Annotated in this window: 21 protein-coding genes and 1 pseudogene; 7 read left to right on the forward strand and 15 right to left on the reverse strand. The window is 64.6% G+C overall.

Annotated features, from left to right (window positions below):
* Positions 1–35 precede the first annotated feature (35 nt).
* The 9 genes from ABIF91_RS08375 to ABIF91_RS08415 all read right to left on the reverse strand — a co-directional run bounded on the left by ABIF91_RS08375 (position 36) and on the right by ABIF91_RS08415 (position 8,518).
* The gene (locus ABIF91_RS08375; RefSeq protein ID WP_424579096.1) at positions 36–1,472 is read right to left on the reverse strand and encodes a sodium:proton antiporter; all 1,437 of its coding nucleotides are present in this window, start codon (positions 1,470–1,472) and stop codon (positions 36–38) included.
* A gap of 97 nt (positions 1,473–1,569) precedes the next feature.
* A complete protein-coding gene (locus ABIF91_RS08380) occupies positions 1,570–2,367 on the reverse strand; it encodes an alpha/beta hydrolase (protein WP_028180803.1) in 798 nt (265 codons plus the stop codon).
* A gap of 212 nt (positions 2,368–2,579) precedes the next feature.
* Positions 2,580–3,977, reverse strand: coding sequence for an NAD(P)(+) transhydrogenase (Re/Si-specific) subunit beta (locus ABIF91_RS08385; protein ID WP_028180802.1), 1,398 nt, complete (start codon positions 3,975–3,977; stop codon positions 2,580–2,582).
* A 39-nt stretch (positions 3,978–4,016) separates the two neighbouring features.
* Entirely contained in the window at positions 4,017–4,334 is a 318-nt protein-coding gene (locus tag ABIF91_RS08390; RefSeq protein WP_028180801.1) for a proton-translocating transhydrogenase family protein, read from the reverse strand.
* Between the two features lie 22 nt (positions 4,335–4,356).
* Positions 4,357–5,487 carry a Re/Si-specific NAD(P)(+) transhydrogenase subunit alpha gene (locus ABIF91_RS08395; protein WP_028180800.1) on the reverse strand — a complete coding sequence of 377 codons (1,131 nt, stop codon included), beginning with the start codon at positions 5,485–5,487 and terminating at the stop codon, positions 4,357–4,359.
* 137 nt (positions 5,488–5,624) lie between these two features.
* Positions 5,625–5,777 carry an aa3-type cytochrome c oxidase subunit IV gene (locus tag ABIF91_RS08400; RefSeq protein WP_008136857.1) on the reverse strand — a complete coding sequence of 51 codons (153 nt, stop codon included), beginning with the start codon at positions 5,775–5,777 and terminating at the stop codon, positions 5,625–5,627.
* A gap of 96 nt (positions 5,778–5,873) precedes the next feature.
* The gene (locus ABIF91_RS08405; protein ID WP_028180799.1) at positions 5,874–6,260 is read right to left on the reverse strand and encodes a type II toxin-antitoxin system death-on-curing family toxin; all 387 of its coding nucleotides are present in this window, start codon (positions 6,258–6,260) and stop codon (positions 5,874–5,876) included.
* On the reverse strand, positions 6,257–6,523 hold the full coding sequence (locus ABIF91_RS08410) for an AbrB/MazE/SpoVT family DNA-binding domain-containing protein (RefSeq protein WP_050994984.1): 267 nt from the start codon (positions 6,521–6,523) through the stop codon (positions 6,257–6,259). Before ABIF91_RS08410 ends, ABIF91_RS08405 begins: the two co-directional genes overlap by 4 nt.
* A gap of 72 nt (positions 6,524–6,595) precedes the next feature.
* Positions 6,596–8,518 carry a M3 family oligoendopeptidase gene (locus tag ABIF91_RS08415; protein ID WP_028180797.1) on the reverse strand — a complete coding sequence of 641 codons (1,923 nt, stop codon included), beginning with the start codon at positions 8,516–8,518 and terminating at the stop codon, positions 6,596–6,598.
* Positions 8,519–8,645: 127 nt separating this feature from the next.
* Here ABIF91_RS08415 and ABIF91_RS08420 point away from each other — a divergent pair, with 127 nt between their 5' ends.
* The 3 genes from ABIF91_RS08420 to ABIF91_RS08430 all read left to right on the forward strand — a co-directional run bounded on the left by ABIF91_RS08420 (position 8,646) and on the right by ABIF91_RS08430 (position 14,583).
* Entirely contained in the window at positions 8,646–10,142 is a 1,497-nt protein-coding gene (locus ABIF91_RS08420; RefSeq protein ID WP_035670813.1) for a sigma-54-dependent transcriptional regulator, read from the forward strand.
* Positions 10,143–10,492: 350 nt separating this feature from the next.
* A complete protein-coding gene (locus tag ABIF91_RS08425) occupies positions 10,493–12,685 on the forward strand; it encodes a L,D-transpeptidase family protein (protein WP_424579048.1) in 2,193 nt (730 codons plus the stop codon).
* Between the two features lie 284 nt (positions 12,686–12,969).
* On the forward strand, positions 12,970–14,583 hold the full coding sequence (locus ABIF91_RS08430) for a DUF882 domain-containing protein (protein WP_245285503.1): 1,614 nt from the start codon (positions 12,970–12,972) through the stop codon (positions 14,581–14,583).
* A gap of 47 nt (positions 14,584–14,630) precedes the next feature.
* Here the strand turns inward: ABIF91_RS08430 and ABIF91_RS08435 are convergent, their stop codons facing one another.
* From ABIF91_RS08435 to ABIF91_RS08455, 5 genes and pseudogenes are all read right to left on the reverse strand, one after another.
* On the reverse strand, positions 14,631–14,996 hold the full coding sequence (locus tag ABIF91_RS08435) for a hypothetical protein (protein ID WP_028180793.1): 366 nt from the start codon (positions 14,994–14,996) through the stop codon (positions 14,631–14,633).
* Positions 14,997–15,034: 38 nt separating this feature from the next.
* A complete protein-coding gene (locus ABIF91_RS08440) occupies positions 15,035–16,303 on the reverse strand; it encodes an IS256 family transposase (protein ID WP_038952271.1) in 1,269 nt (422 codons plus the stop codon).
* Between the two features lie 98 nt (positions 16,304–16,401).
* Positions 16,402–17,805 (reverse strand): annotated as a pseudogene (locus ABIF91_RS08445) (adenylate/guanylate cyclase domain-containing protein); the annotation flags it as partial.
* Positions 17,806–17,888: 83 nt separating this feature from the next.
* Positions 17,889–18,161 (reverse strand): DUF2312 domain-containing protein, encoded by a 273-nt coding sequence (locus tag ABIF91_RS08450; RefSeq protein ID WP_008546273.1) that lies wholly within the window; start codon positions 18,159–18,161, stop codon positions 17,889–17,891.
* Positions 18,162–18,357: 196 nt separating this feature from the next.
* A complete protein-coding gene (locus ABIF91_RS08455; protein ID WP_028180636.1) occupies positions 18,358–18,663 on the reverse strand; it encodes a DUF1244 domain-containing protein in 306 nt (101 codons plus the stop codon).
* Positions 18,664–18,831: 168 nt separating this feature from the next.
* Here ABIF91_RS08455 and ABIF91_RS08460 point away from each other — a divergent pair, with 168 nt between their 5' ends.
* Entirely contained in the window at positions 18,832–19,425 is a 594-nt protein-coding gene (locus ABIF91_RS08460; RefSeq protein WP_028180635.1) for a DUF1036 domain-containing protein, read from the forward strand.
* Complete coding sequence (gene pyk, locus ABIF91_RS08465; RefSeq protein ID WP_028180634.1) at positions 19,422–20,858, forward strand: pyruvate kinase; 1,437 nt, start codon at positions 19,422–19,424, stop codon at positions 20,856–20,858. Before ABIF91_RS08460 ends, pyk begins: the two co-directional genes overlap by 4 nt.
* Before the next feature lie 146 nt (positions 20,859–21,004).
* On the opposite strand, the gene ABIF91_RS08470 is transcribed toward pyk, so the two are convergent.
* The gene (locus tag ABIF91_RS08470; RefSeq protein WP_028180633.1) at positions 21,005–21,685 is read right to left on the reverse strand and encodes a TetR/AcrR family transcriptional regulator; all 681 of its coding nucleotides are present in this window, start codon (positions 21,683–21,685) and stop codon (positions 21,005–21,007) included.
* Positions 21,686–22,207: 522 nt separating this feature from the next.
* Here ABIF91_RS08470 and ABIF91_RS08475 point away from each other — a divergent pair.
* Together ABIF91_RS08475 and ABIF91_RS08480 are read left to right on the forward strand one after the other, a co-directional pair.
* Entirely contained in the window at positions 22,208–22,735 is a 528-nt protein-coding gene (locus tag ABIF91_RS08475; protein WP_035694256.1) for a hypothetical protein, read from the forward strand.
* Positions 22,736–23,106: 371 nt separating this feature from the next.
* Entirely contained in the window at positions 23,107–24,594 is a 1,488-nt protein-coding gene (locus ABIF91_RS08480; protein ID WP_424579049.1) for a hypothetical protein, read from the forward strand.
* Positions 24,595–24,732 lie beyond the last annotated feature (138 nt).

The following is a 24,732-nucleotide window of genomic DNA, read 5'->3' on the forward strand; positions in this document are numbered from 1 at the left end:
CCGTCGCCGACGGTTTTGTCGTCGCTCTGGTCGGGCTACGCCCTCCCGACGCAACGACAAAACCGTAAAGCCCCGCGTTCAGCATAACCCGGCAGGAATCCACTTAAATCCAGCGGGGCGCTGTCCAAACAACCGGGGCCAGCTCTCCAGTGCAGGATCGGCGCCACCGGCAGCAGCGTCAGCAGCAGGAACAGCGGGATCAGCACGGCGCCGGCGCGCAAGAAATAGCCGAAGAAGCTCGGCATTTTGATGCCTTTCTCGCTGGCAATGCTGCTCACCATGAAGTTCGGCGCGTTGCCGATATAGGTGAGCGCTCCCATGTAGACGGCCCCCATCGAGATCGAGCCAAGCGTACCCGAGAGCTCGTGCATCAGCACCTGCGGGTCGCCGCCGGCGAGCTCGAAGAACAACAGATAGGTCGGAGCATTGTCGAGGAACGCGGACATCAGGCCGGTGAACCAGAAATAGGCGACCTCGCGCGGTGCGCCGTCCGGCCCCGTCACGGCGGAGAGCAGCCATGCGAACGCACCGTGATGGCCTGCATTGAGCATGGCAATGACCGGGATGATGGCGACGAAGATGCCGGCGAACAGCTTTGCGACCTCGCGGATCGGCTCCCAGGTGAAGCCGTTGGCCTGCCTGTGCTCGTCAGGCGTCAGCCACACCGACAGCGCCGCAATGGCCAGCAGAGCCAGATTGCGGACGACGTCCTCGAGGTCCAGCTTGGTGCCGAGAATGTCGAAGGCTACGCCGGGCTTCCACATCGCCGAGGCCAGCAGGCTCGCGACGATGGCCGCGATCAGAACCAGATTGACGAGGCCGCGGATGCGGACCGGCTGCGCCGGGCCGGTGTCACCGAGCGGCTCGCTCCGGAAATGCCAGACGTCGACGGCGACGAAAATCGCGAGCAGCAGTCCGGCCACGATCGCGGTCTGCAACCAGAGGGCCCGCGTGGTCCAGAAGAAGTCGACGCCGTGCAGGAAGCCGACGAAGAGCGGGGGATCGCCGAGCGGGCTCAGCGCGCCGCCGACATTGGCCACCAGGATGATGAAGAAGATGACGACATGGGTGTTGTGGCGCCGCGGGCGGTTGGCGCGGATCAAGGGGCGGATCAGGATCATCGCGGCACCCGTGGTGCCGACGACGCTCGCCCCCAACGTGCCAAGCGCGAGGATGCCGGCATTGGTCGCCGGCGTCGCCTTGATGTCCCCGGTGATGAGGACGCCGCCGGCCACGACATAGAGCGAGAACAACAGCACGATGAAGCCGAGATATTCGACGAGCACGGCGTGAACGAGCGCCGCCAGCGTCGCCATGCCGCCGGCAAAGATGACGAGCGAGGCGAGCGCCAGCAGCGACCAGGCCGCGGCGATCTTGCCGTAATGGTGGTGCCAGAATTTTGCGAACAGCAGCGGCCCCAGAGCGATCGACAGCAACAGGCCGGCAAAGGGCAGCGCATAGGGCCAGCGCATCGCCGCGCCGTCGAGCCCGGTCGCGGCCCACGCCTGATGCGGCAAAAATGTCAGGATGGCGGCGAGGGCCTGGCTCCAGAGCCGCGTGACGAGCCGTTTAGGGTCCAATGAATTGCCTTGCCTTTTCGACCGCACCGAAGGCGTCGAGATTGTCGTGTCCGCCACCCGCAAAGCGAACGAACTGCTTCGGTTCGCGCGCGAGCGCGAACAGACGCTCTCCGAACATGATCGAAATGGCAAGGTCATTGGTGCCGTGCATCACCAACAGCGGCACCGTGACGCGCGCGATCCGCTCGTCGGAGCGAAACTGATCGCGCATCAGCAGGCGCACGGGAATGAAGCGGAACTGCGAGGCAGCGACGTCCACCGTCGAGGTGTATGGCGCCGCCAGGATCAATTTGGCGACGGGGTGTTCGGAAGCAATGGCAACCGCGACACCCGTCCCCAGCGAAAAGCCCCAGACGACGATTCGTTCCGCGGCATATCGCGCGGTCGTGAAGGCGTACACGGCTGCGGCATCGCGCAGCAGCCCCTCTTCGCTCGGTGTCCCGCTCGAGCCGGCATAGCCGCGATAGGACAGTGCGACGAGGCCGGTGCCGTCGGCCGTCATTGCCTTGAAGCTGCTGACGCGCCCGGCGAGGAAATCGCCGTTGCCGTGGAAGTACAGAATCACGGAACGACCAGGCTTCGCCGGCACGTGCCAGACGATCACCTTCTCGCCGTCCGACGTGGTCAGAATGTGCTCTTCCGCCTCGGGCAGGCCTGCGGCATCGGGTGCGGTGCGGCCGACGGGCGGGATCGGAAACAGCAACTCGCGCTGGCGGACATACAGCACGAGGAGACCGGCGAGGTAGACGGTCACGAGCAAGATGGCGATCCACTTGACGACGGTCATCATTGCGCGGCGCGCCCCTCGAGTGAGCCTAGGGCTTGCGACGGCTCCGCAGCAATTTTCATGACGTCAGGGCGCAGACTGGCCGGAACGTCGCGGCAGCCACATGCCGCCTTATGAGCAGCGTGCCATTCGACGCGCTGCTCGCGCGTGGCTTTGGACGGCATGGGATGGGACCGGTGCCATTCCTTGTTGATGGACACGGTCCCTTCCGCCTACATCGCCTTGACGATGTTCTCGGTGACCTTCTTGGCGTCGCCGAGCAGCATCATGGTGTTGTCGCGATAGAACAGCGGATTGTCGATGCCCGCGTAACCGGAAGCCAGCGAGCGCTTGATGAACATCACGGTGCCGGCCTTCCAGACCTGGAGCACGGGCATGCCGTAGATCGGCGAGGTCTTGTCCTCTTCCGCCGCCGGGTTGGTGACGTCGTTGGCGCCGATCACGAAAGCGATGTCGGCCTGCGCGAATTCGGAGTTGATGTCCTCGAGCTCGAACACCTCGTCATAAGGCACGTTGGCTTCGGCCAGCAGCACGTTCATGTGGCCGGGCATGCGGCCGGCGACCGGGTGAATGGCGTATTTCACCTCGACGCCTTCCTTCTTCAGCATGTCCGCCATCTCGCGCAGCGCGTGCTGGGCCTGCGCCACCGCCATGCCGTAGCCGGGCACGATGATGACCTTGGAGGCGTTCTTCATGATGAAGGCTGCATCGTCCGCCGAGCCGAGCTTGGCCGGCTTCTGCTCGCCGGTTGCCCCACCGGCCGCGGCGGTCTCGCCGCCGAAGCCGCCGAGGATGACCGAAATGAAGGACCGGTTCATCGCGTGGCACATGATGTAGGACAGGATCGCGCCGGAGGAGCCGACCAGCGCGCCGGTGATGATCAGCGCGGAATTGCCGAGCGTGAATCCGATGCCGGCCGCGGCCCAGCCGGAATAGGAGTTCAGCATCGAGATCACGACCGGCATGTCGGCGCCGCCGATCGGGATAATCATGAGCACGCCGAGCGCCAGCGCGAGGATGACGATCATCCAGAAGTCGAACGCGCTGCCCGACAGCACGAGGCCGACGATGAAGAACACCAGCGCCAGGGCCAGCGCGATGTTGATGATGTGGCGGAACGGCAGGAGGATCGGCGCACCGCTCATGCGCGCCGACAGCTTCAGGAACGCGATCACCGAGCCGGTGAAGGTCAGCGCGCCGATGGCGACGCCAAGCGACATCTCGACCAGGCTCTGCGGATGGATGTTGCCGGGGGTCCCGATGCCGAAGGCCTCCGGCGCGTAGAACGCGCCGGCCGCGACCAGCACTGCGGCCATGCCGACCAGCGAGTGGAAGGCGGCGACCAGTTCCGGCATCGAGGTCATCGGCACGCGGCGGGCGATCACCGCGCCGACGCCGCCGCCGATCGCGACCGCGAGGATGACGAGGATCCACGCCACGCCATCGGCCGGCGGATGGCTTGCGAGCGTGGTGGCGACCGCGATCGCCATACCGATCATGCCGAACAGATTGCCCTGGCGCGACGATGCCGGGCTCGACAGCCCGCGCAGCGACAGGATGAACAGCACCCCCGCCACGAGATACAAGAATGCAGAGAGATTGGCGCTCATCTCAGGTCCCCATTGATCCCTTCAGCCCGAGGTGGCCGCTCACTTCGACTTCTTCTTGTACATCGCCAGCATGCGCTGGGTGACAAGGAAGCCGCCGAAAATGTTCACGCAGGCGAAGACGAGCGCGACGAAGCCGAAGCCGCGCGCCCAGCCCGAGCCGCTCGAAATCATGCCGACCCCCACCGCGAGCAGTGCGCCGACCACGATCACCGAGGAGATCGCGTTGGTGACGCTCATCAGCGGCGTATGCAGCGCCGGCGTCACCGACCAGACGACGAAATAGCCGACGAAGACGGCGAGGACGAAGATCGACAGCTGGAAGATGAAGGGGTCGACGAGCTGTGCTGCATGCTCCATGGCGGCTCTCCTTAAACCCGATTTAAGATGATTTGGGCTGGAAGTTCGGGTGGATCACGGCGCCGTCTTTCGTCAGCGCAGTGGCCTTGACCAGCTCGTCGTCCCAGTTGACGGCGAGCTTCTTCTCTTTCTTGTCGACCATGGTCTCGATGAAGGAGAACAGATTGCGGGCATAGAGGCTGGAAGCCGAAGCCGCGACGCGGCCGGCGACGTTGGTATAGCCGACGATCTTGATGCCATCGACATCGACGACCTCGCCCGGCTTCGCACCCTCGACATTGCCGCCGCGCTCGACGGCGAGATCGACCAGCACCGACCCCGGCTTCATCGACCTGACCATGTCGGCGCTGACGAGCTTCGGGGCCGGCCGGCCCGGAATCAGCGCGGTCGTGATCACGATGTCCTGCTTCTTGATGTGCTCGGCGGTGAGCGCGGCCTGCTTGGCCTGGTACTCCCTGGACATCTCCTTGGCGTAGCCGCCGGCGGTCTGTGCGTTCTTGAACTCCTCGTCCTCGACCGCGAGGAATTTCGCGCCGAGCGATTCGACCTGCTCCTTGGTGGCGGGACGCACGTCCGTGGCCGTGACGACGGCGCCGAGGCGGCGCGCGGTCGCGATCGCCTGGAGGCCGGCGACGCCGACGCCCATCACGAACACCTTGGCCGCAGGCACGGTGCCGGCGGCCGTCATCATCATCGGGAAGGCGCGGCCGAAGGCCTCGGCGCCCTCGATCACGGCGCGGTAGCCGGCGAGATTCGCCTGCGAGGACAGCACGTCCATCACCTGCGCGCGGGTGATGCGCGGCATCAGCTCCATAGCGAATGAGGAGATGCCGGCATCGGCCATTGCTTTGAGCGCCGCGTCGTTACCGTAGGGATCCATGATCGCGATGACGAGCGCGCCGCGCTTGTACTGCGCGAGCTCGGCCCCCTCGGGGCGCTTCACCTTGATGATGATGTCCGCGTCCTTGAGCGCGTCGGCACTGACGGTGGCGCCGGCCGCGGTGAATTCGGAATCCGGCAGGCCCGACTTGATACCGGCACCCGGCTCGACGGCAACCTCGGCGCCCAGCGCTTTGAACTTCTTCACCGTGTCAGGCGAAGCGGCGACGCGCGGCTCCGACGGATCGATTTCCTTGGCAACGGCAATCTTCATGAGGCCTCCGGCGACGCGGGAAAAAGCGCGCACGCGAACTTAGCGTTACTCCCGCAACGTTGGATACCGGTTTTGGGACCGGCTTGAATGCAAATTTTATGGGCACCGACGACGCTGGCGGTGCGGCAGGCTATGGATCAGGTGAGGAAGATCGCCATCAGGATCACGATGAGCGCGACCGAGGCCGTGCCGTACTTCACCAGCTTGATGAAGCCCTCATAGGTCTGCTCGTGGGCAACATAGTCGTTGCCGTCGGCGGTGGTGTACGCCACTTCACTATGGTCAGCCATGGATGTCCCCAGTCGAAAGTCGAATTCTCGGGCTGGGATACCTTAAAGATTTGAACAGGGCAACGGCACCGGGGCGGAGTTTTCCGGCAAATCGGGTCATTTGGAATCCCAATTGTCGCGGATCCAGCGCGCGAGGCTCTCCTCGCTGACTTCGCCGGAAGCGAGCGACAGGATCATGGCTGCCGCTTCTGCCTCGGGCACAACGAAGTCGATGCCGTTCACGCCGAGAAACGTGTACAGCGCCAGCAGAGACGTGCGTTTATTGCCGTCGACGAACGGATGATTGCGCGCGATGCCGAAAGCGTATGCCGCCGCCAATTCAGGAAGATCGGCGCTCTCGTAAGACCATTTGTTTCTGGGCCGATCGAGCGCGGATTCGAGCATGCCTTCGTCTCGAAGACCGCTTGCACCGCCATGGGTCGCCAGCTGTTCGTCATGGATCGCAATGATGATCCGACGCGTCAGCCAGAACGGCTCGCTCATTTGGCAAGCTCGGCGAGGGCGTTGTGATAACGCTTCATACCTCGCCGCGCGACTTCCATCGCTTTTTCGAAGTCGGGATCACGCGGCGTCAGCAAGACACCACCGTCCGATTGCTCGACCGGAAACAGCTTGTCGCCCTCTTTGAGATTCAGACGAGCCGCGAGCTCCTTCGGCAAGATGACGCCGATCGAATTGCCTATCTTGCGCACCTGGAGCACGGTGGACTCGTTCTTCAGATCCTTGGGGTCCGCATTCTCGTTCATGGCCACACCTCGTTATACACTTGTATAACATGACCCCGAGCGATCGTTCAACAAAAGTTTTACGGCCCTACCTCAGCCCATCGCCTCCAGCTCGTCGATCATCCCGGCGATAACGCTGAGCCCGCCGTCCCAGAATTTGGGATCCTTGGCGTCGAGCCCGAATGGGCGCAGCAGCTCGGAATAGTGCTTGGTGCCACCTGCGGCGAGCATGTCGAGATAGCGCTCGGCAAAGCCTTCGGCCGCATTCTCGTAGACGGCGTAGAGCGAGTTCACGAGGCAGTCGCCGAAGGCATAGGCGTAGACGTAGAACGGCGAATGGATGAAGTGCGGGATGTACATCCAGTAGTTCTCGTAGCCCGCCTTGATCTCGATCGCGGGTCCTAAGCTCTCGCCCTGCACCGACAGCCAGATCTCGCCGAGCCGCGTCGCGGTGAGCTCGCCGTTCTTGCGCTCGGTGTGGACCGCGCGCTCGAAGGAATAGAACGCGATCTGCCGCACCACGGTGTTGATCATGTCCTCGACCTTGCCGGCGAGCAGCGCCTGGCGCTGTCTTGCATTCCTGGTCTGGGCAAGCAGACGCTTGAACGTGAGCATCTCGCCGAACACGCTCGCGGTCTCCGCCAGCGTCAGCGGCGTCGGCGCCATCAACGCGCCGTTCTTGGCCGCCAGCACCTGGTGCACACCGTGACCGAGCTCATGCGCGAGCGTCATCACGTCGCGCGGCTTGCCCTGGTAGTTCATCAGCACGTAGGGGTGCGCCGACGGCGTGGTCGGATGCGAGAACGCCCCCGGCACCTTGCCCGGTCGCACCGGCGCGTCGATCCAGCGATCGGTGAAGAAGCGCTCGGCGATATCGGCCATCCTGGGCGAGAAGCCGCGATAGGCCGTCAGCACCATGCTTCGCGCCTCCGGCCAGGCAATGACGTCGGTGGCCGCAAACGGCAGCGGCGCGTTGCGGTCCCAATAGGCCAGCCGCTTCTTGCCGAACCACTTCGCCTTCAGCGCATAATAGCGATGCGACAGCTTCGGATAGGCCGCGCGCACCGAGGCGACCAGCGCATCCACCACCTCGCGCTCGACCCGGTTGTTGAGATGGCGGGAATCCGCGACGTCCTTGAAGCCGCGCCAGCGGTCGGAGATGTCCTTGTCCTTGGCCAGCGTGTTGGTGATCAGCGCGAAGGTGCGCTCGTTGGCCTTGAAGGTCTTCGCCAGGGCTTCCGCTGCGCTCTTGCGCTTGGCGCCGTCGCGGTCCTGCAGCAGATTGAGCGTCGGCTCGATCGCGAGCTCCTTGGATCCGACCTTGAAGCGCAGGCCGGAGATGGTCTGGTCGAACAGCCGGTTGAAGGCGGAATAGCCGGTCTGCGCCTTCTCCAGGAAGAGCTGCTCGAGCTTGTCGTCGAGCTGATACGGCTTCTCCTTGCGCAAGTCTTCGATCCAGGGACGATAGTAGGCAAGCTCGGCGGCCTGCATCGCGCGGTTCAAAATATCGTCATCGATCCGATTGAGCTCGAGCGCGAAGAACAGAAGATGCGTCGACGCCGCCGTCAGGCGCTCGGACACATCGCCGTAAAACTTTGAAATCGCAGGGTCAACGCTGTCGCCGGCATGGACGAGACCGGCATAGGAGCCGAGACGGCCGGCGAGATCGTCGATCGCCTCATAGCGTCGCACGGCTACAGCGAGCCATTTTCCGCCATCTTCGTTTGCTGTCCCTGTTGCCAGCTTGCCCTTGTAGTCCGTCTCGAAGGCGACGCAGTCGATATCCAGCTTTTCGAGATCGCGCGCCACTTCCGGCGCGTCGATCCCGGAATAGAGATCGGCGAGGTTCCACTCTGGAAGCTTGCCGGTCTTGCTCGCAGACTTTGCAAGTGAAGGTTTGGCGAGTGAAGGTTTGGCGGGCGAAGGCTGGGAGGATTTTTTCTTGGCGGCGGATTTCTTGGTGGCTGGCTTGCGGAGTGCAGATTTTGCGAGTGCGGTCTTGGAGCGCGAAGTCATTGTGTGGAAAACCTGTGTTCAACAATCGCGACGGCGGGCGGGGGCATCAAGGCTTAAGCATGTGTTAATCGGCTTCGGCCAGAGTGCCCCGATTCGAGACAGATAGTAGTAGCGTGCGGGGAACACCATGGCTGCCAGTATTTTGATCGCCGACGACGACGCAGTAGCCCGCCGGCTGATCGAGAACATGGTGCAGAAATGCGGCTATGAGACGGTCGTCGTGGACTCCGGGGACGCCGCAATTGCCACCCTCACCGCCCCCGACGCGCCGGCCATCGACGCCGTCATCCTCGATCTCGTGATGCCCGGCCTCGACGGCATGGGCGTACTTGCGAAGATCCGCGAAGCGGGCCTGAGCATCCCCGTCATCGTGCAGACCGCCCATGGCGGCATCGACAACGTGATCTCGGCGATGCGCGCGGGCGCGGCCGATTTCGTCGTCAAGCCGGTCGGCGTGGAGCGGCTCCAGGTCTCCTTGCGCAACGCGCTCAACACGTCCGCGCTCAAGGGTGAATTGCAGCGCATCCGTCACAGCCGTGAGGGCCGGCTGACATTCTCCGACATCATCACGCGCGCTGAGGCAATGACCCCGGTGATGCGCGCCGCGCAGAAGGCGGCGAATTCCGCGATCCCCGTGCTGATCGAGGGCGAATCCGGCGTCGGCAAGGAAATGTTCGCGCGCGCCATCCATGGCAGCGGCGAGCGCAAGGCCAAGCCGTTCGTCGCGGTCAATTGCGGCGCGATTCCCGACAACCTCGTCGAGTCCATCCTGTTCGGCCACGAGAAGGGCGCCTTCACCGGCGCCACCGAACGGCATATGGGCAAGTTTGTCGAGGCTCATGGCGGCACGCTGTTTCTGGACGAGGTCAGCGAGCTGCCGCTGACCGCGCAGGTGAAGCTGCTGCGCGCGCTCCAGGAAGGTGCCGTGGAGGCCGTCGGCGGCCGCAAGCCGGTCAAGGTCGACGTCCGCATCATCTCGGCAACCAATCGCAAGCTGCTGGAGCGGGTGAAACAGGGACATTTCCGGGAAGACCTGTTCTATCGCCTGCACGTGCTGCCGCTGACGATCCCCTCGCTGCGTGCCCGGCGCGAGGACATCCCGCATCTGCTCAGGCATTTCCTGGCGCGCTTTGCCGCCGAGGAGAATCGCCCGATCTCCGGCATCAGCGGCGAGGCGGTCGCGCACCTGGCCCAGCTCGACTGGCCCGGCAACATCCGCCAGCTCGAAAACGCGGTCTACCGCGCCGTGGTGATGAGCGACGGCGACCAGCTCGACATTGCCGATTTCCCCCTGCTCGCCTCGCAGCCGCATCCCGTCACGGATATTCCGACCGCACCGCTGATGCTCGAGCCGGCGGCGATGCCTTCGGTGGTATCAGGTAACGAAATACCGATCGCGCCACTCCCCGCCGTGGGAACTCTCGCCATGCTCACCGCGACCGGTGATGTCCGGGCGCTGGAGGACATGGAGAACGAGATCATCCGCTTCGCGATCTCGCATTATCGCGGCCAGATGTCTGAAGTGGCTCGCCGCCTCAAGATCGGCCGGTCGACGCTCTACCGCAAACTCGACGAGGCCGGGGTTCCCGGACATGGCGGCAAAAGCGATGAGGAGACGCACTGAGCCGGGCGCGAACGGAGGTTCGCGCGACGGTGCGCGACAGCTGTAAGCCGTTCGCATGACGACCGAATTCGACTGTGATTTGAACCGTGACCTGGAAGTGACAGACAGACGGAAAACCGCGTGGCAGAAGCGCACAATCCGTTGCCAAGAGGCTCCCTTGAAGTCAGTTTGTCGTGAGTTGTCCCGGGTAGCGCTGGCCGCAGAATCGGGGCCTGTATATCGTCTGCGTAGGAATCGTTGCGTGCAGGCGTGCAACTTTCGAGAGGCCGGCGCGGTTTAGCCGAAGCTCATCAATAGGCGATAACGAAGCTGTTCCACGAGGGGACAGCTCACCCGAGGGGTGCGACACAATGCGTGACTGTTTGAACCACCGTGCGGGCTTTGACCGTGTCTTGATGACGGTCGCAGCGACCTTCCTCGCGGTGTCCGCCAGCTCGGCCCTGGCGCAGGACCAGGCGCGCAGCAGCGCCGCCGAGCTCGCGATCGAAGCTGCGATCCCGCGTCCCGAGCCCGCGAACGTCCCGCCCCCCACTGCAGCCGACATCAAGCTCGACACCACCGCCACGGTGCAGGATCCCACCAAGGAAATCGCGAAGGAGTCCGTCAAGGCGGACGCCGCGCCTGCGCCGGACAAGGTCGAGACCAGGCCGTCCGACGTCGCCACCACGCCGGCGCCCGAAGCGCCGAAGAGCGAGACTGCGAAGACCGAGCCTGCGAACACCGAGCCTGCAAAGGCTGACACCGCGACCGCCACGCCGGCGGCTCCCGCTGCAGCGGCTCCCGCCGCCGAGCCGGTGAAGGCCGCGAGCAACGTGCCCGCCGCCGACCAGCCGGTCGCGGACAAGCTCAAGGACATCATCGGCGCCAAGACCTCGCGCTATTTCGACCGCAAGAACGAGCGCGCGGCGATCGAGAAGTTTTACGGCGCACGCGATTTCGCGCCGGTCTGGACGCAAGGCGGCAACCCGACCGCTGCGGCGAAGGGCGTGATCGCGCGGCTGAAGGACGCGGCCTCCGACGGCCTCAATCCCGCGGATTATCCGTTGCCGGATTTCGCCGCCGCCACGACGCCCGATGCGCTGGCGGATGCCGAGCTCAAGCTCACCGCCAGCATGTTCGACTACGCGCGCCATGCCCAGAGCGGCCGCATGCATTGGTCGCAGGTCAGCGGCGACATTCTCTATCCCGAGCATCCGGTCGACCCCAACGAGGTGCTCGCCAAGGTCACGACCGCGGCGGATGCGTCCGCAGCGCTCGACAGCTACAACCCGCCGCACAAGCTCTACAAGGAGCTGAAGGCCAAGCTCGCCGAGTTGCGCGGCCAGGGCAACGGCCCGGTGATCGAGATCGCCGACGGCCCGGCGCTGAAATACACCCCGGCGGGCAAGAAGCACGCTGAAATCGTCGTCGAAGATCCGCGCGTGCCACAGCTCCGCGCCAAGCTCGGCCTCGCCGAGAACGCCGGCGACACCCGCTACGACGCGGCGGTCGCCGAGGCCGTGCGCAAATTCCAGAGCGGCGCCGAGATGAAGCCGACCGGCATCCTCGACGACAAGACGGTCAAGGCGCTCAACACCCCCAAGCGCGACAAGCAGATCGACGTGGTGGTGGTGAACATGGAGCGCTGGCGCTGGCTGCCGCGCGACCTCGGCGCGCCTTCGCTGGGTGATGCCTATGTCATCCTCAACATTCCCGACTTCACGCTGAAGGTGATGCAGCGCGGCCAACAGGTCTGGACCACCCGCGTCGTCACCGGCAAGCCCGGCCAGCACGCCACCCCGCTGCTCACCGAGACGATGAAGTACATCACCGTCAATCCGACCTGGAACGTGCCGCCGTCGATCGTCTACAACGAATACCTGCCGGCGCTGCAGCAGGACCCGACCGTGCTTCAGCGCATGGGCCTCAAGCTCGAGCAGAATCGCGACGGCTCGGTGCACATCTCGCAGCCGCCCGGCGAAGCCAACGCGCTCGGCCGCATTCGCTTCAACTTCCCGAACAAGTTCCTGGTCTATCAGCACGACACGCCGGACAAGAATTTGTTCGCCAGGGACGAGCGCGCCTTCAGCCATGGTTGCATGCGCGTGCAGAATCCGGATCAATACGCCTCCGTGCTGCTCAACATCACCCTGCCGAACGAGAAGTACACGCCGGAGCGCGTGCGCAGCATGTACGGCAAGAGCGAGATCGATCTGAAATTCCCGACCCCGATCCCGGTCAACATCACCTATCAGACTGCGTTCGTGGATGACGCCGGCAAGCTGCAATTCCGCAAGGACATCTACGGTCGCGATGCGGCCATGATCAACATCCTGAAGAATAGCCGCGGCAAGGACCTGGAGAGCGTCGTCGCCCACTCCCAGCCGAGCTATTCGCGCCCGGCGACGACGTTGCCCTCCGGCGTGGCGGTGGCCAACAATGGCGGTGGCTTCGGTTCGTCCGGGCCCAACTTCTTCGAGCGGCTGTTCGGGGCGCCCACCCAGGCCGCGCCGCCGGCTCCGGTCGGCCGCCGTCCGCAGCAGCAGCGGGTGTTTACCCGCTGAACCCGGCTCGCCGCCTCATTTCCGAGAATTCCACAATAATATCAGCGACTCCGTCCGCCGGGATGGGGTCGCTTAACGTTAACCATCGTCAACCTGGGCCCGGGTAGCGGCTTCTTTTGGCCACAGTCAACCGCTTAGGATTGTACTCTGACTTGGTTTGGGGGCGGGAAGGTCAACCTCGAATTAACCTTCTTGCTTTAAGAAAGCGTTCATCCTCTTCGCGCTGCTAACGGGGTTGGCGGGAGAGTCCATTTTGAACGCTCGTCGACTGGGTGGGCTCATACGTGCTGACTGGTCTCGCACGCAAATTCGTTGTGCTGTCGTTGTCCCATGCGGGGGTGAAGGCCGGATCCCGGATCGGCCTCGCCTCCGTGTTGCTGCTTGCCGCCGCAGGCTCGGTCCACGACGCCGCGGCGCTGAACGAGACCAAGACGCTCTCCTTCCACCACACCCATTCCGGCGAAGACCTCACCGTCACCTTCAAACGCGACGGCCGCTATGACGAGGCCGCGCTGAAGCAGCTCAACCATTTCCTGCGCGACTGGCGCACCCAAGATGAAACGGTCATGGACCGTCGGCTCTTCGACATCCTCTGGGAAGTCTATCGCGACGTCGACGGCAAACAGCCGATCCAGATCATCTCCTCCTACCGCTCCCCCGCCACCAACGCCATGCTCCGACGTCGCTCCTCCGGCGTGGCGCGCTCCAGCCAGCACATGCTGGGACATGCGATGGACTTCTACATCCCGGGCGTGCCGCTGGAGCAGATCCGTTTCGCCGGCCTGCGCCTCCAGCGCGGCGGCGTCGGTTTCTATCCGACCTCCGGCTCACCCTTCGTGCATCTGGACACCGGCAGCGTCCGGCACTGGCCGCGCATGACGCATGACCAGCTCGCCCGCGTCTTCCCGGACGGCAAGACGGTGCATCTGCCGACCGACGGCGTTCCGCTGAAGAACTATGAGCTGGCAAAGGCCGAGATCGAGCGGCGCGGCAGCGGCGACGACGCCGGCAGCAAGCCGAATTTCTTCGCCGCCCTGTTCAGGAGCAAGCCGGCTCCCGCCGCGAGCAGCGACGAGGACGACGAGGGCGCGCCCGCAACGGCCGCGAAGCCGTCCGCGCCGACCGTGGTTGCAGCCGCCGCCAAGCCCGCCGAGCCGGTGCCGACGCCCCGCGCCAAGCCGCAGATCGCCGCAACCCTCCAGCTCGCTTCGGCCGATGCCCAGATCGTTGCGCCGCCCAAGCCGAAGCCGGCGGCCGGCAAGTCTGTTGAAGGCAAGTCTGTTGATGGCAAGCTGGAGACACCGGCCGACATCATCAACGCCCGCGGCTTCTGGGATGATGTCCCGGCCGCGCCGCAGCAGGCGACGCCGGCTCAGGTCGCAGCGTTGAAGGCGCGTCAGGCGCTGGCCGCCGCCACCGATCCGCAACCAACCGCGAGCGTGACCAACGCGGCCTTCCAGGCCCTGGCCTACGCACCGGCGGCCTCCCCGGTCGACCGCGCCAACGTCGTCGCAGCGTCAGCGCCGATCCCGCGCACCGCCCGCCCGACTGCGGCCTCCCGCAGCGTGGCTCAGGCGACGGAGATCAACATGGTGGTCGGCAAGAGCATCGACGGCAGGGTCGCAACCGCCACCCGCCTCTCCGCCGCCAAGGGCGAAAGCATCTGGCTCAAGATCGTGATGCTGTCGCCGAGCGCCAGCCGCGCGATGTCGGTGACGCTGATGGGCGAGCTCGACACGGTCGCGCTGCGTGCCTATTTCGTCAAGCCGCGCGCAGTCGTCGCGATGGGTTTTGTCGACGATCCGATGCAGGGCCTGTCCTGCGACAGCTTCTCGGGCAGCGCGACTGCAAAGCTCGAAACCACCTCTTTCGTCGTGCGCACCGCCTCGCTGCGCTGAGTCCCGGGTCCAGGAAGGCTCTTTCTGCTCTCCCTCGCCCGGATCGATCAAGCCGGCAGGCCAGCCCCGATAAGGCCTAACTCGTGGCGCTTCCGGTCGAGTTCGCGCTTGTAGTGCAGCGTCGCAAGATGAACTGCCACCGAGAACCCTGGTTCGCGCTTCAACACCTCCGCGGCGTGAGCGCCAGCCGCGATCGCATTCTTCATCTGCGCGAACGTCGCGGCCAGGAACGCGTGATGGGTGTAGTCGGGGCGTGTGATCCTTGAAAACGCCTCCGCAGCCTCGGCGTATTTCTCCGCACAATAATAGGCGCGGCCCAGGTGGCTCCAGAAGCGCTCGGGATGATAGGGGTTGAGGCGCATCGCTTTCCTGATCCAGTCGATGCCTTCCTCCGGCAAGCCCAGCCAGGTCAAGAGCTGAGCTATGGCTGATTTTGGGTGACGCGGCCTGATCAGGCGGCGTGGCTTTCAGTGTTCGGAATGACTTCGATTCCGTCGATGAACTTTACACCGGCGATGACTTTCGGCAACTGGTTCGTGCTCTTCAATCGCCGCCAGGTCTTCGATGCGGCGTCGATGAGCTTGAACACCATCAGCTTCGCAGTTTGTTGCGACAGCGATCCCTTGGTCCGCACCGTTCGGTGGCGCACCGTGGCGAAGACGCTCTCGATCGGGTTCGAGCTGCGTAGGTGGATCCAGTGCTCAGCAGGGAAGTCGAAGAAGGCGAGCAGCGCATGGCGATCCTTGATCAGGCACTCCACCGCACGTCCGTATTTGACGTGGTATTTCTCGACGAAGACGTCGATCGCGGTTTCAGCTTCGGCCCGGTGTGGGGCCAGATAGATGTTCCGCAGGTCGTTCTTCATGGGGCCCTGCACGGATTTGGCGACCTTGTCGAGTACGTTGCTCACTTTATGGCACCAGCATCGTTGGTGCCGCGTGCCGGGAAAGGCCTCGTCCAGTGCCTTCCAGAAGCCGAGGGCGCCGTCGCCGATGGCGAGTTGCGGGGCAATCCGTAACCCGCGTTGCCGCAGGTCGATCAGGAGTTCGCGCCAGCTCTGCGCGCTCTCGCGCACGCCGACCTGGAAGCCGATCAGCTCCTTCTTGCCTTCCGGCGTGGTGCCAATCAGCACCAGCATGCATTCGCTGTGATCTTCCATGCGGGCCTGCAGGTACACGCCATCGGCCCAGATGTAGACATAGCGACGTGCCGACAGATCGCGTCTCTGCCAGCGTTCGTACTCGACCTGCCAATCGGCCTTCAGGCCGGCGATCACCGAAGGCGACAGGTTCGGCGCATCCTTGCCGAGCAGCGCCGAGAGCGCCTCCTGGAAGTCGCCGGTCGAGATGCCGCGCAAATAGAGGACCGGGATCAAGGCATCCAGGCTCTTCGTCCGCCGCGCCCATAGCGGCAGGATTGCCGAACTGAAGCGGAGGCGGTCGCCTGGCCCGCTCGCTCCGCGGTCGCGGACCTTGGGACGAGCGACCTCCACCGGACCGATGCCGGTCGCAATCTCGCGCACCGGACCGTGCCCATGTCGGACCAGGCGCGCTCGACCGTCGGGCAGCGTCAGATTGGCCGTGCTGGCCAGAAACGCGCCAACCTCGATCTCGATCGCCCTGGCAAGCAGGTCCCGCGCGCCGGCACGAACGATATCGGTCAGTGGATCATCAACCGCGGACGGCTGACGGAAAGCAAGAACATTGGTAGTCTCGGTCATGGCGTATCGCTCTCCTCGAGAGGTTCTGGCAGGCTCGTCACCCGCCTCGATACGCCGCCTTCCTCACACCGTCATCACCCAGATTCCGCCATAGCTCTCAAGAGCTCCCCCTGTTGCACGACCACCAGGTCGTAATTCGGGTTGAGGGCGAGCGCACGCTCCTGATGATAGGTGGCCTTCTCGTAATTGTGGCGCGTCAGATTGAGTGCTGCGAGTATGCGGTGCACGTCCGCGTCATTGTCATCGAGCGCCAGCGCGATCTCGAGTTCCGAAGCCACCTGCTCGAAGGTCGCCTCGCGGTCGGCGCACCAGCCATAGATCCAGCACTGGCCGAGCACGCATGCCATCCAGGCATGAGCGTGGGCATAGTTCGGATCCATCGCCAGCGCGCGGTTGAGCAGCGTCTGCGCCTGGGCGTTGTCGTCCCGGTTCGACCGGTGATGCAGGAGTTTTGCAGCCAGCACGCATTCGTAAGCGGGCATGTTGTCGGTCTGCTTGCGCTTGGTGCGGTCGTGCGTTGCGGCTTCTACCCGGCCGGGCAGAGTCGCCACGATCGCGCGGGTCATCTCGTCCTGGATGGCGAAGATGTCCTGGAGCTCGCGGTCGTAGCGTTCGGCCCAGACATGGCGGTCGGTCTCTGCATCGATCAGCTGCACGGTGACGCGGACGCGCCCCCCGGCCTTCCGCACGCTGCCTTCGATGACGTAGTCGACTCCGAACTCGCGGCCGATGTCCTGAACCTTTACGGCCTTGCCCTTGTAGACGAACGTTGAGTTGCGGGAGATGACAAGCAGGTCGTGAAAGCGTGAAAGCTCGGTGATGATGTCCTCGGTGAGGCCGTCCGCGAAGAACTCCTGCTCCGGATCGCCACTCATATTGGCGAATGGCAGCACGGCGATGGACGGCTTCTTCGAGACGCCCGGCGGCGTCAGTGCAGTGTTCGACCCGCCGGGCTGGCTTGCAGGCCCTTCGGCCAGCCGAATGCGGAAGATGCGGATCGGGCGAGCGATGTTCTTGACGCTCTGTTCACCGAGATCATCGAACTGAACCCCGTCCAGCCGGTCGCCGACCTGATCGCGCACGGCGCCTGAAGTGCAGATTCCTCCAGGCTCGGCCAGCGCCTCCAGCCGCGCCGCGACGTTGACGCCATCGCCGAAAATGTCGTTCTGATCGACGATGACATCGCCCAGATTGATGCCGATGCGGAATTGTATCCACCGTGGCGGCGGGACGTCGGCATTGCGCCGCGCCATCCGGCGCTGAACCTCGACGGCACAGAGCACGGCATCGACGACGCTGTGGAATTCGGCCAGCATGCCGTCGCCGGTCGTCTTGATGATACGGCCGCGGTTCTTGGCAATGGCTGGATCGATCAGTTCGACCCGATGGGTCTTGAGGCGCGCGAGAGTGCCGGCCTCGTCGACCTCCATGAGCCGGCTAAAACCGACCATGTCGGCGGCGAGGACCGCGGCGAGCCTGCGCTCTGGTCCCGGCACATCCATCGCTCGGTCCCTTCACCGAGCACTCTAGCAGACGCAGAGGTTCCGCCCAAGCGTGTTGCGCGGCAACACACCGGCGATGCGTCTCAGATCATCCCCAGCGCCTGCATGTAGGTCTCGAGAATGGTCTCGGCCTCGGCGCGTTCGTTGGGGTCCTGCTTGCGCAGGCGCACGATGGTGCGCAGCGCCTTGACGTCGTAGCCGTTACCCTTGCTCTCGGCATAGACGTCGCGGATGTCGTCGGAGATCGCCTTCTTCTCTTCCTCCAGCCGCTCGATGCGCTCGATGATGGACTTGAGCTGGTCCTTGGCAAATTTCGTCGCGGGCTCGTCGTCGCGGACGGCGGCGGAGGTGGCCATCTTGTACTCCCAATGGAACTGGCAAAACGAGGTGACGCCGGCATCCCTCACCGCGCGTGCTGGGTAGACCCTTAGGGTTGGGGCCAGTTGCATTCAAGCAAGCATCGCGCTCGTCCACAGCGCGCCCACACCTTCCTGCGCCGAGGCGAAGAAAGCTGTTGTCTGGGTGCGACTCGGGCGATGGAGGTCGGGCCGTTCAATGCCCGTGGGGATGGACCTTCTGCATCGTCTCGAGCTGCTCAGGCGTGGCCGTGCCCTGGTACTTCGCCTTCCAGGTCTCGTAGGGCATGCCGTAGACGGCCTCCCGGCTCTCGTCCTTGCTCAAGGGCACGCCCTGGGCGTCCGCGGCGTCCTTGAGCCAGTTGGACAGGCAGTTGCGGCAGAAGCCCGCCAGATTCATCAGATCGATGTTCTGGACATCCGTCCGCGTCTTCAAATGGTCGACCAGGCGCCGGAAAGCCGCCGCCTCGAGCTCCGTTCTGGTTTTGTCGTCGATTGCCATGGCTGTATTCCTTAAGGGCCCGTCCCGGTGGCGGTCACCCTTACGGGATCAGGTGGGGTCCTGTCACAGATTTTGCCATATCGCGGCGCAAACGGGCCAAAGCCCGGCTTCGGGGCGCGCCCCGGCCCAACGCCAAATCGTCAATGATCTGGTATAGCTTCCGCGACAATGATTGCCGAATCTCCCCGCTTCCCGCTTCGCCTGCTCGCCCGGTTGGTCCCGGTGCTGGTCGTCGCCCTGCTGTGCCTTTGCGCCAGCCCGGCCTCGGCCGATTTCCGCCTTTGCAACAACACTTCGAGCCGGGTCGGGATTGCGCTCGGCTACAAGGATGCCGAGGGCTGGACCACCGAGGGCTGGTGGAACATCTCGTCGCGCTCTTGTGAGACGCTGCTCCGGGGCACGCTGGTCGCCCGCTACTACTACATCTACGCCATCGACTATGACCGCGGCGGCGAATGGTCGGGCCAGGCCTTCATGTGCTCGCGCGACAAGGAGTTCACCATCCGCGGCACCGAGGATTGCCTCGCGCGCGGCTATGACCGGACCGGCTATTTCGAGGTCGACACCGGTGAGCAGCGGGCCTGGACGGTGCAGCTGACCGATGCCAACGAACAGCCGGCACAGCAACGCGTACCTGGCCTGCCCGGCCCGGTTGGCCCGGGCGGCGTTCCCGGTTTGCCCAATGGTCCGCCCGGTGGTACGCCCCCCGCCGCGCCTGGCCTCCCGCCAGCGCCCTCGCCCCCGTCTGGAAATAAGCCATGAGGCGTCTTCGCCGTATCAAGATTCTCGCGACCCTGGGACCGGCTTCTTCAGACCTCGCGATGATCCGCCGCCTGTTCGAGGCCGGCGCCGACCTGTTCCGCATCAACATGAGCCACACCCCGCATGACAAGATGCGGGAGCTGGTGGCGACGATCCGCAACGTCGAGAGCAGCTATGGCCGGCCGATCGGCATCCTGGTGGACCTCCAGGGTCCGAAGCTGAGACTCGGCGCTTTCGCCGAAGGCGCGGTCCAGCTCCAGAACGGGCAGATCTTCACGCTGGATTCCGACAAGTCGCCGGGCGATGCCACGCGCGTCCACCTCCCGCATCCGGAGATCCTGGCTGCGCTGCGTCCGGGCCATGCGCTGCTGCTCGACGACGGCAAGGTGCGGCTGATCGCGGAGGAGACCTCGAAAGAGCACGCGGTGACGCGTGTCGTCGTCGGCGGCAAGATGAGCGACCGCAAGGGCGTCAGCCTGCCCGACACCGACCTGCCGGTCTCGGCGATGACGCCGAAGGACCGCGCCGACCTCGAGGCGGCCCTGGTCACCGGCATCGACTGGATCGCGCTATCGTTCGTGCAGCGCGCCGACGACGTCATCGAGGCCAAGAAGATGATCCGCGGCCGCGCCGCCGTGATGGCCAAGATCGAGAAGCCGCAGGCGATCGACCGCCTCGCCGACATCATCGAGGCCTCCGACGCGCTGATGGTGGCGCGCGGCGATCTCGGCGTCGAACTGCCGCTCGAGCGCGTGCCGAGCCTGCAGAAGCAGATGACGCGGATGGCGCGCCGCGCCGGCAAGCCGGTGGTGATCGCGACCCAGATGCTGGAATCGATGATCCAGTCGCCGGTGCCGACCCGCGCCGAGGTCTCCGACGTCGCCACGGCCGTCTACGAGGGTGCCGACGCCATCATGCTGTCGGCGGAATCGGCGGCCGGCAAATTCCCGGTCGAGGCGGTCTCGACCATGAACCGCATCGGCGAGGAGGTCGAGCGCGACCCGACCTACCGGTCGGTGATCATGGCCCAGCGCCCCGCCCCTGAATCCACCGTGGGCGACGCCATCGCGGACGCCGCCCGGCAGATCGCCGAGACGCTCGACCTGCCTGCCCTGATCTGCTGGACCAGCTCGGGCTCGACCGCCGTGCGCGTGGCGCGGGAGCGGCCGAAACCGCCGATCGTGGCGATCACGCCGAACATCGCCGCCGGCCGCAGGCTCGCGGTCGTCTGGGGCGTGCATTGCGTGGTGGCGGAAGACGCGCGCGACCAGGACGACATGGTGAGCCGCGCCGGCCAGATCGCGTTCCGGGACGGTTTTGTCCGCGCCGGCCAGCGCGTGATCATCGTCGCCGGCGTCCCGCTCGGCATTCCCGGCACCACCAACATGGTGCGCATCGCCTCGGTCGGCCCCGAAGGCGACGCCAACATATGATTTCCGGCCGCTCCAACAAAAAGTGCGAAAACAACCCCATGCACAGTAGAAGGCGACTTCGGCGCGCGCGCTGCGGTTCTTCGAAAAGGCGAGCCCGAGCAACGGCCTGAGCGCGATCAGGTCGCCACCTCGTCGCGTGGCCGACTTTACGCCCCGACCAGCGCCTTCGTCGTCGGCAGCAGCGTCTGCTGCACCACGAGGCCGCGGGCGCGGGCGTCCATGACGCCGACCGCACGCAGCGCCAGCAGTGTCACGGTCTGCACCGCATCGCGCATCTTGACGGGATCATCGAGATTGTCGGGCGCGAGCGGCCCGACCAGGGCCTCGTGCAGCGCACCGAGCAATGCGGTGGCAGCGAGCGCTGTATCCTGAGCCGGCAGGTGGCCGGCTCGCACGGCGGCATCGATTCGCGCGGCGATTTCGCCCGCGATCTCGCGCCGGCTGGCGAGGCGCGACGCACTGACATCGACATCGACAGGCTCGGCCAGGATGCCCCAGGCCAGCCTGCGCTGCGACAGGGTATGGACAGCCACGGTGGTCACGGCCGCCGCCAGCGCCGAGGACGGCCCCGGCGCGGCGTCGGCGGCCCTTCGGATCGCCGCGAGCTCGTCGCGGGAGACCTCGGCAATGAGCTCGGAGATCAGGTCGGCCTTGGAGGGGAAGTAGCGGTAGACCGTGCCGGCCGCGACATTGGCCCGGACCGCGACGGGCGCGATCTGCACCGCCGCCATCCCGCCTTCCGCGGCCGCGTCCCGCGCCGCCGCCAGTATAGCGCTCCGCCGCGCCGCAAGGCGCTTCACCACTTGATGCGTCCGCCGATAAACCATGGCGCGCTTCCTGTCCCACACGCCGACCGCACGCCCTGCGGCCCAACGCTTCGTCACGTCAAAAGATGCAAATCGCCCCGCAAGGACTGAACAACTATTCAGGGTGAATGACAAGATGGGAAATGCTTGAAGCGCCATCGCGAGCGGACGGAGGCGTCAAGCCTGCATCGACGGCATTTTGTCGAGACCGCCGTCCAAACGCTGGGAGTTTGCCCGGCGTCACACTTGGCCGGTCCGTTCGACGTGCAACAAACCCATCGCGCGGCCGAACGAGTATTCTTCGAGGGCTTGGACCGCCAGTTCACAATTTGAGTTCAGTGGTCGCTGTTCCGCCTGTGATTGCGCTGCGATCATAAACTTATAGGTTCATTTATCCTGTTTCACAGCCGGACGTTGACCTCAGTCACGCGCAGTGTGCTGATGGCGTCGCCCCTCACTGCCGGGCAATCTCGAAAGTTCGAGCGAGATCGGCGCTGTCGATCTGCGGTGTTGGGGGTCTCACGGAAGAACGGAGCGTGCGACATGAATCGGCTCTTGGGCCTCGCGCTCATTTGCTTTCTGATGCCGACGTCAGACCGCGCGGCAGCCAGCGACTTATTTTCGGTGCGGTGTGAAGGTGGCGCTCCGGTTCGCCCCTACTTCGCAACGTTCGACATCGACGCAAAAGCTGTCGTCTTTGAAACGCCGCCGATAGACGTCGAAACAAATTTCGGCATCAATGTGCATTCGGGAGAGATCATTTCCACAAATGATGGAAAGATTGAATTCATACTGCACGTCCGTCCAGGACGGATCGACCTGATCTTTGATCGCAATAGGAAGACAATGACTTGGCCGGGATTCGACGACCCCACCTTTCGGCCGACATTGACTCATCAGTGCACCGTCACACCGCCGAGAAGCATTTTGAGCTTCCGGGTTCGCGAACCAATTCAGCATCCGATCTCCGTTCGCTGCGAAGACGCGGGGTACATGTATTTCACGATGGATGCCGCTTCCAAACAAGCACTCTTCGAGCGCGGCGAGGAAGCAAGAGGGTTTTCGCGGTGAGGTCACCGATGCGGGCCAGGATGAGGTCATGCTATCGATGAATTTCGATGTCCCCCGCCGCATCGTATGGAGCCGAAGTCGCAAGACCATCACGATTGAAGGCATCGAGGGCGATGCGGCGCGACCTCGCACCGTCATGCAGCGCGAGGAAGTACCGCCTCGAACAATGATAGAACTTTATAGAGACCCACAGCGGTAAGATGCAAATGCGAATGCGAGCGCGACACAGCTCCGAGCTGCACGTAAGCAAATGGTAAACGCATCCTTGCACCGCCTGACATGGAAAACCGGTGCGGTTTACCCAACTTAAAGGCGATCATGCTCAGGTTCGGATGCGCCGTTGCGCGCGGTCGCCCAACCCCGAGACTCCAATGTCGATTTCCGTCATCAGCAGCGTTCCCGTCCGCGGCGTTGCGCGCTGGCTTTTGCCGGTCTGCATCGGCGTCGGCGTCTACCTGTTCTTTCTGGGCGTCGGCGACATCATGCTGCGGGATTCGGACACGCTGTGGCAGATCAAGATCGGGCAGTGGATCCTCGAACACCGCGAAATGCCCTACACCGACATCTATTCGTTCACGCGCGCCGGCGAGGCGTGGATCTCGAGCTCCTGGCTGTCGCAAGTCCTGTTCGCACTGGTCTACGAGCCATCGAACTGGTCGGGCGTGGTCATCCTGACGTCGCTCGCGATCGGCGCGACGGCGGCGATCTTCGTTTACCTGCTCGAGCCCTATCTGGAGCCGGCACGCGCTTTCGTGCTCGTCACCCCGCTCCTCTTCATGTCGATGGGTCATTTTCTCGCGCGCCCGCACATGCTGGCGCTGCCCGTCATGGTGGCCTTCGTCGGCGGGCTGCTGGCGGCCGCCGATCGGCGTAGCGCGCCGTCCTGGCTGTTGCTGCCCCTGATGGCGCTGTGGGCCAATCTTCACGGCGGCTTCGTCATGGGCCTGGCCCTGATCGGAGCCATCGGCCTCGATGCGATCGCGTCTTCCGATCGCAAGGACCGGTTTGCCCTGGCGGCGCGCTGGGCCCTGTTCGGCCTTGCCGCGCTCGCCGCAAGCTGCTGCACGCCCTATGGCTGGAACACGCTGCTGGCGTCGACCAAGATCCTCAGCCTCGGCAAGCTGCTCTCGCTGATCTGGGAGTGGATGCCGGCCGACTTCAGCTCGCTCGATCTGTTTGGCGCCAGCCTGCTCGGCTTGATCGCCATCGGCTATTGCAGCGGGGTGGTGCTGTCATGGACCCGCATATTCCTGCTGCTCGGGCTGATCTGGGCGGCACTCAACCATGTCAGAAACATCGAGGCCTTCGCGCTGTTGACGCCCCTCGTGCTGGCAAAACCGTTCGCCGAACATTTCGGAGTGACGAGAGCGCTCGCGCTGAAGGGAAACGAGGCGCGCCCCTCCTTTGCTCTGACCGCAATCGCGGCGCTGGCCATCGTCGCGGCCGGCTGGAGCATCACGCGGCCCTATGCCACGCCGAACCGGTATGCGTTCATCGGCAATCAATCGCCAGCGGCCGCGGTCGACCTGCTCGAAAAGCGGCACGCGCAGCGGATCTTCAGCACCGCTCCGATCGGCGGCTATCTGATCTCCCGCAACATCAAGAGCTTCATCGATGACCGCGCCGAGCTGTATGGCGAGCAGTTCGTGCTCGACTATTTCGATGCCGTCGAGGGCAAGAACGTGGACACCCTGCTGCGCCTGCTCGAGACCTACCGGATCGACGCGACGCTGCTGAACGCCACCGTTCCCGCCGCCAGGATCATGGACCATCTGCCGGGATGGAAGCGGCTCTATGCGGATGATATCGCCGTGGTTCACGTCCGCGACGCCGCGCCGACGCCTTCCGCATCACGGTGAGCCAAAAAAAGACTGCCAGCTCTCGCGGGCCTTCGCCGAGGCAGAGCTCGCCTTGAGTCATCCTTCGGCTGCAGCGGGCCCCAGGGTCGCTTTTGCAGCGGGATGTCTGAGGCTCATCGCAAGGCGCCTGCCAAAGCG

This window comes from Bradyrhizobium sp. USDA 241 (assembly GCF_049739505.1).
Taxonomy (GTDB): domain Bacteria; phylum Pseudomonadota; class Alphaproteobacteria; order Rhizobiales; family Xanthobacteraceae; genus Bradyrhizobium; species Bradyrhizobium liaoningense.

Excerpts from the sequence above, each read along its gene's own strand:
- ABIF91_RS08375 (WP_424579096.1), bottom strand. The coding sequence starts at position 1,472 with ATGCGCTGGCCCTATGCGCTGCCCTTTGCCGGCCTGTTGCTGTCGATC.
- ABIF91_RS08380 (WP_028180803.1), bottom strand. The coding sequence starts at position 2,367 with ATGACCGTCGTCAAGTGGATCGCCATCTTGCTCGTGACCGTCTACCTC.
- ABIF91_RS08385 (WP_028180802.1), bottom strand. The coding sequence starts at position 3,977 with ATGAGCGCCAATCTCTCTGCATTCTTGTATCTCGTGGCGGGGGTGCTG.
- ABIF91_RS08390 (WP_028180801.1), bottom strand. The coding sequence starts at position 4,334 with ATGGAGCATGCAGCACAGCTCGTCGACCCCTTCATCTTCCAGCTGTCG.
- ABIF91_RS08395 (WP_028180800.1), bottom strand. The coding sequence starts at position 5,487 with ATGAAGATTGCCGTTGCCAAGGAAATCGATCCGTCGGAGCCGCGCGTC.
- ABIF91_RS08400 (WP_008136857.1), bottom strand. The coding sequence starts at position 5,777 with ATGGCTGACCATAGTGAAGTGGCGTACACCACCGCCGACGGCAACGAC.
- ABIF91_RS08405 (WP_028180799.1), bottom strand. The coding sequence starts at position 6,260 with ATGAGCGAGCCGTTCTGGCTGACGCGTCGGATCATCATTGCGATCCAT.
- ABIF91_RS08410 (WP_050994984.1), bottom strand. The coding sequence starts at position 6,523 with ATGAACGAGAATGCGGACCCCAAGGATCTGAAGAACGAGTCCACCGTG.
- ABIF91_RS08415 (WP_028180797.1), bottom strand. The coding sequence starts at position 8,518 with ATGACTTCGCGCTCCAAGACCGCACTCGCAAAATCTGCACTCCGCAAG.
- ABIF91_RS08420 (WP_035670813.1), top strand. The coding sequence starts at position 8,646 with ATGGCTGCCAGTATTTTGATCGCCGACGACGACGCAGTAGCCCGCCGG.
- ABIF91_RS08425 (WP_424579048.1), top strand. The coding sequence starts at position 10,493 with ATGCGTGACTGTTTGAACCACCGTGCGGGCTTTGACCGTGTCTTGATG.
- ABIF91_RS08440 (WP_038952271.1), bottom strand. The coding sequence starts at position 16,303 with ATGACCGAGACTACCAATGTTCTTGCTTTCCGTCAGCCGTCCGCGGTT.
- ABIF91_RS08450 (WP_008546273.1), bottom strand. The coding sequence starts at position 18,161 with ATGGCCACCTCCGCCGCCGTCCGCGACGACGAGCCCGCGACGAAATTT.
- ABIF91_RS08455 (WP_028180636.1), bottom strand. The coding sequence starts at position 18,663 with ATGGCAATCGACGACAAAACCAGAACGGAGCTCGAGGCGGCGGCTTTC.
- ABIF91_RS08460 (WP_028180635.1), top strand. The coding sequence starts at position 18,832 with ATGATTGCCGAATCTCCCCGCTTCCCGCTTCGCCTGCTCGCCCGGTTG.
- pyk (WP_028180634.1), top strand. The coding sequence starts at position 19,422 with ATGAGGCGTCTTCGCCGTATCAAGATTCTCGCGACCCTGGGACCGGCT.
- ABIF91_RS08470 (WP_028180633.1), bottom strand. The coding sequence starts at position 21,685 with ATGGTTTATCGGCGGACGCATCAAGTGGTGAAGCGCCTTGCGGCGCGG.
- ABIF91_RS08475 (WP_035694256.1), top strand. The coding sequence starts at position 22,208 with ATGAATCGGCTCTTGGGCCTCGCGCTCATTTGCTTTCTGATGCCGACG.
- ABIF91_RS08480 (WP_424579049.1), top strand. The coding sequence starts at position 23,107 with ATGTCGATTTCCGTCATCAGCAGCGTTCCCGTCCGCGGCGTTGCGCGC.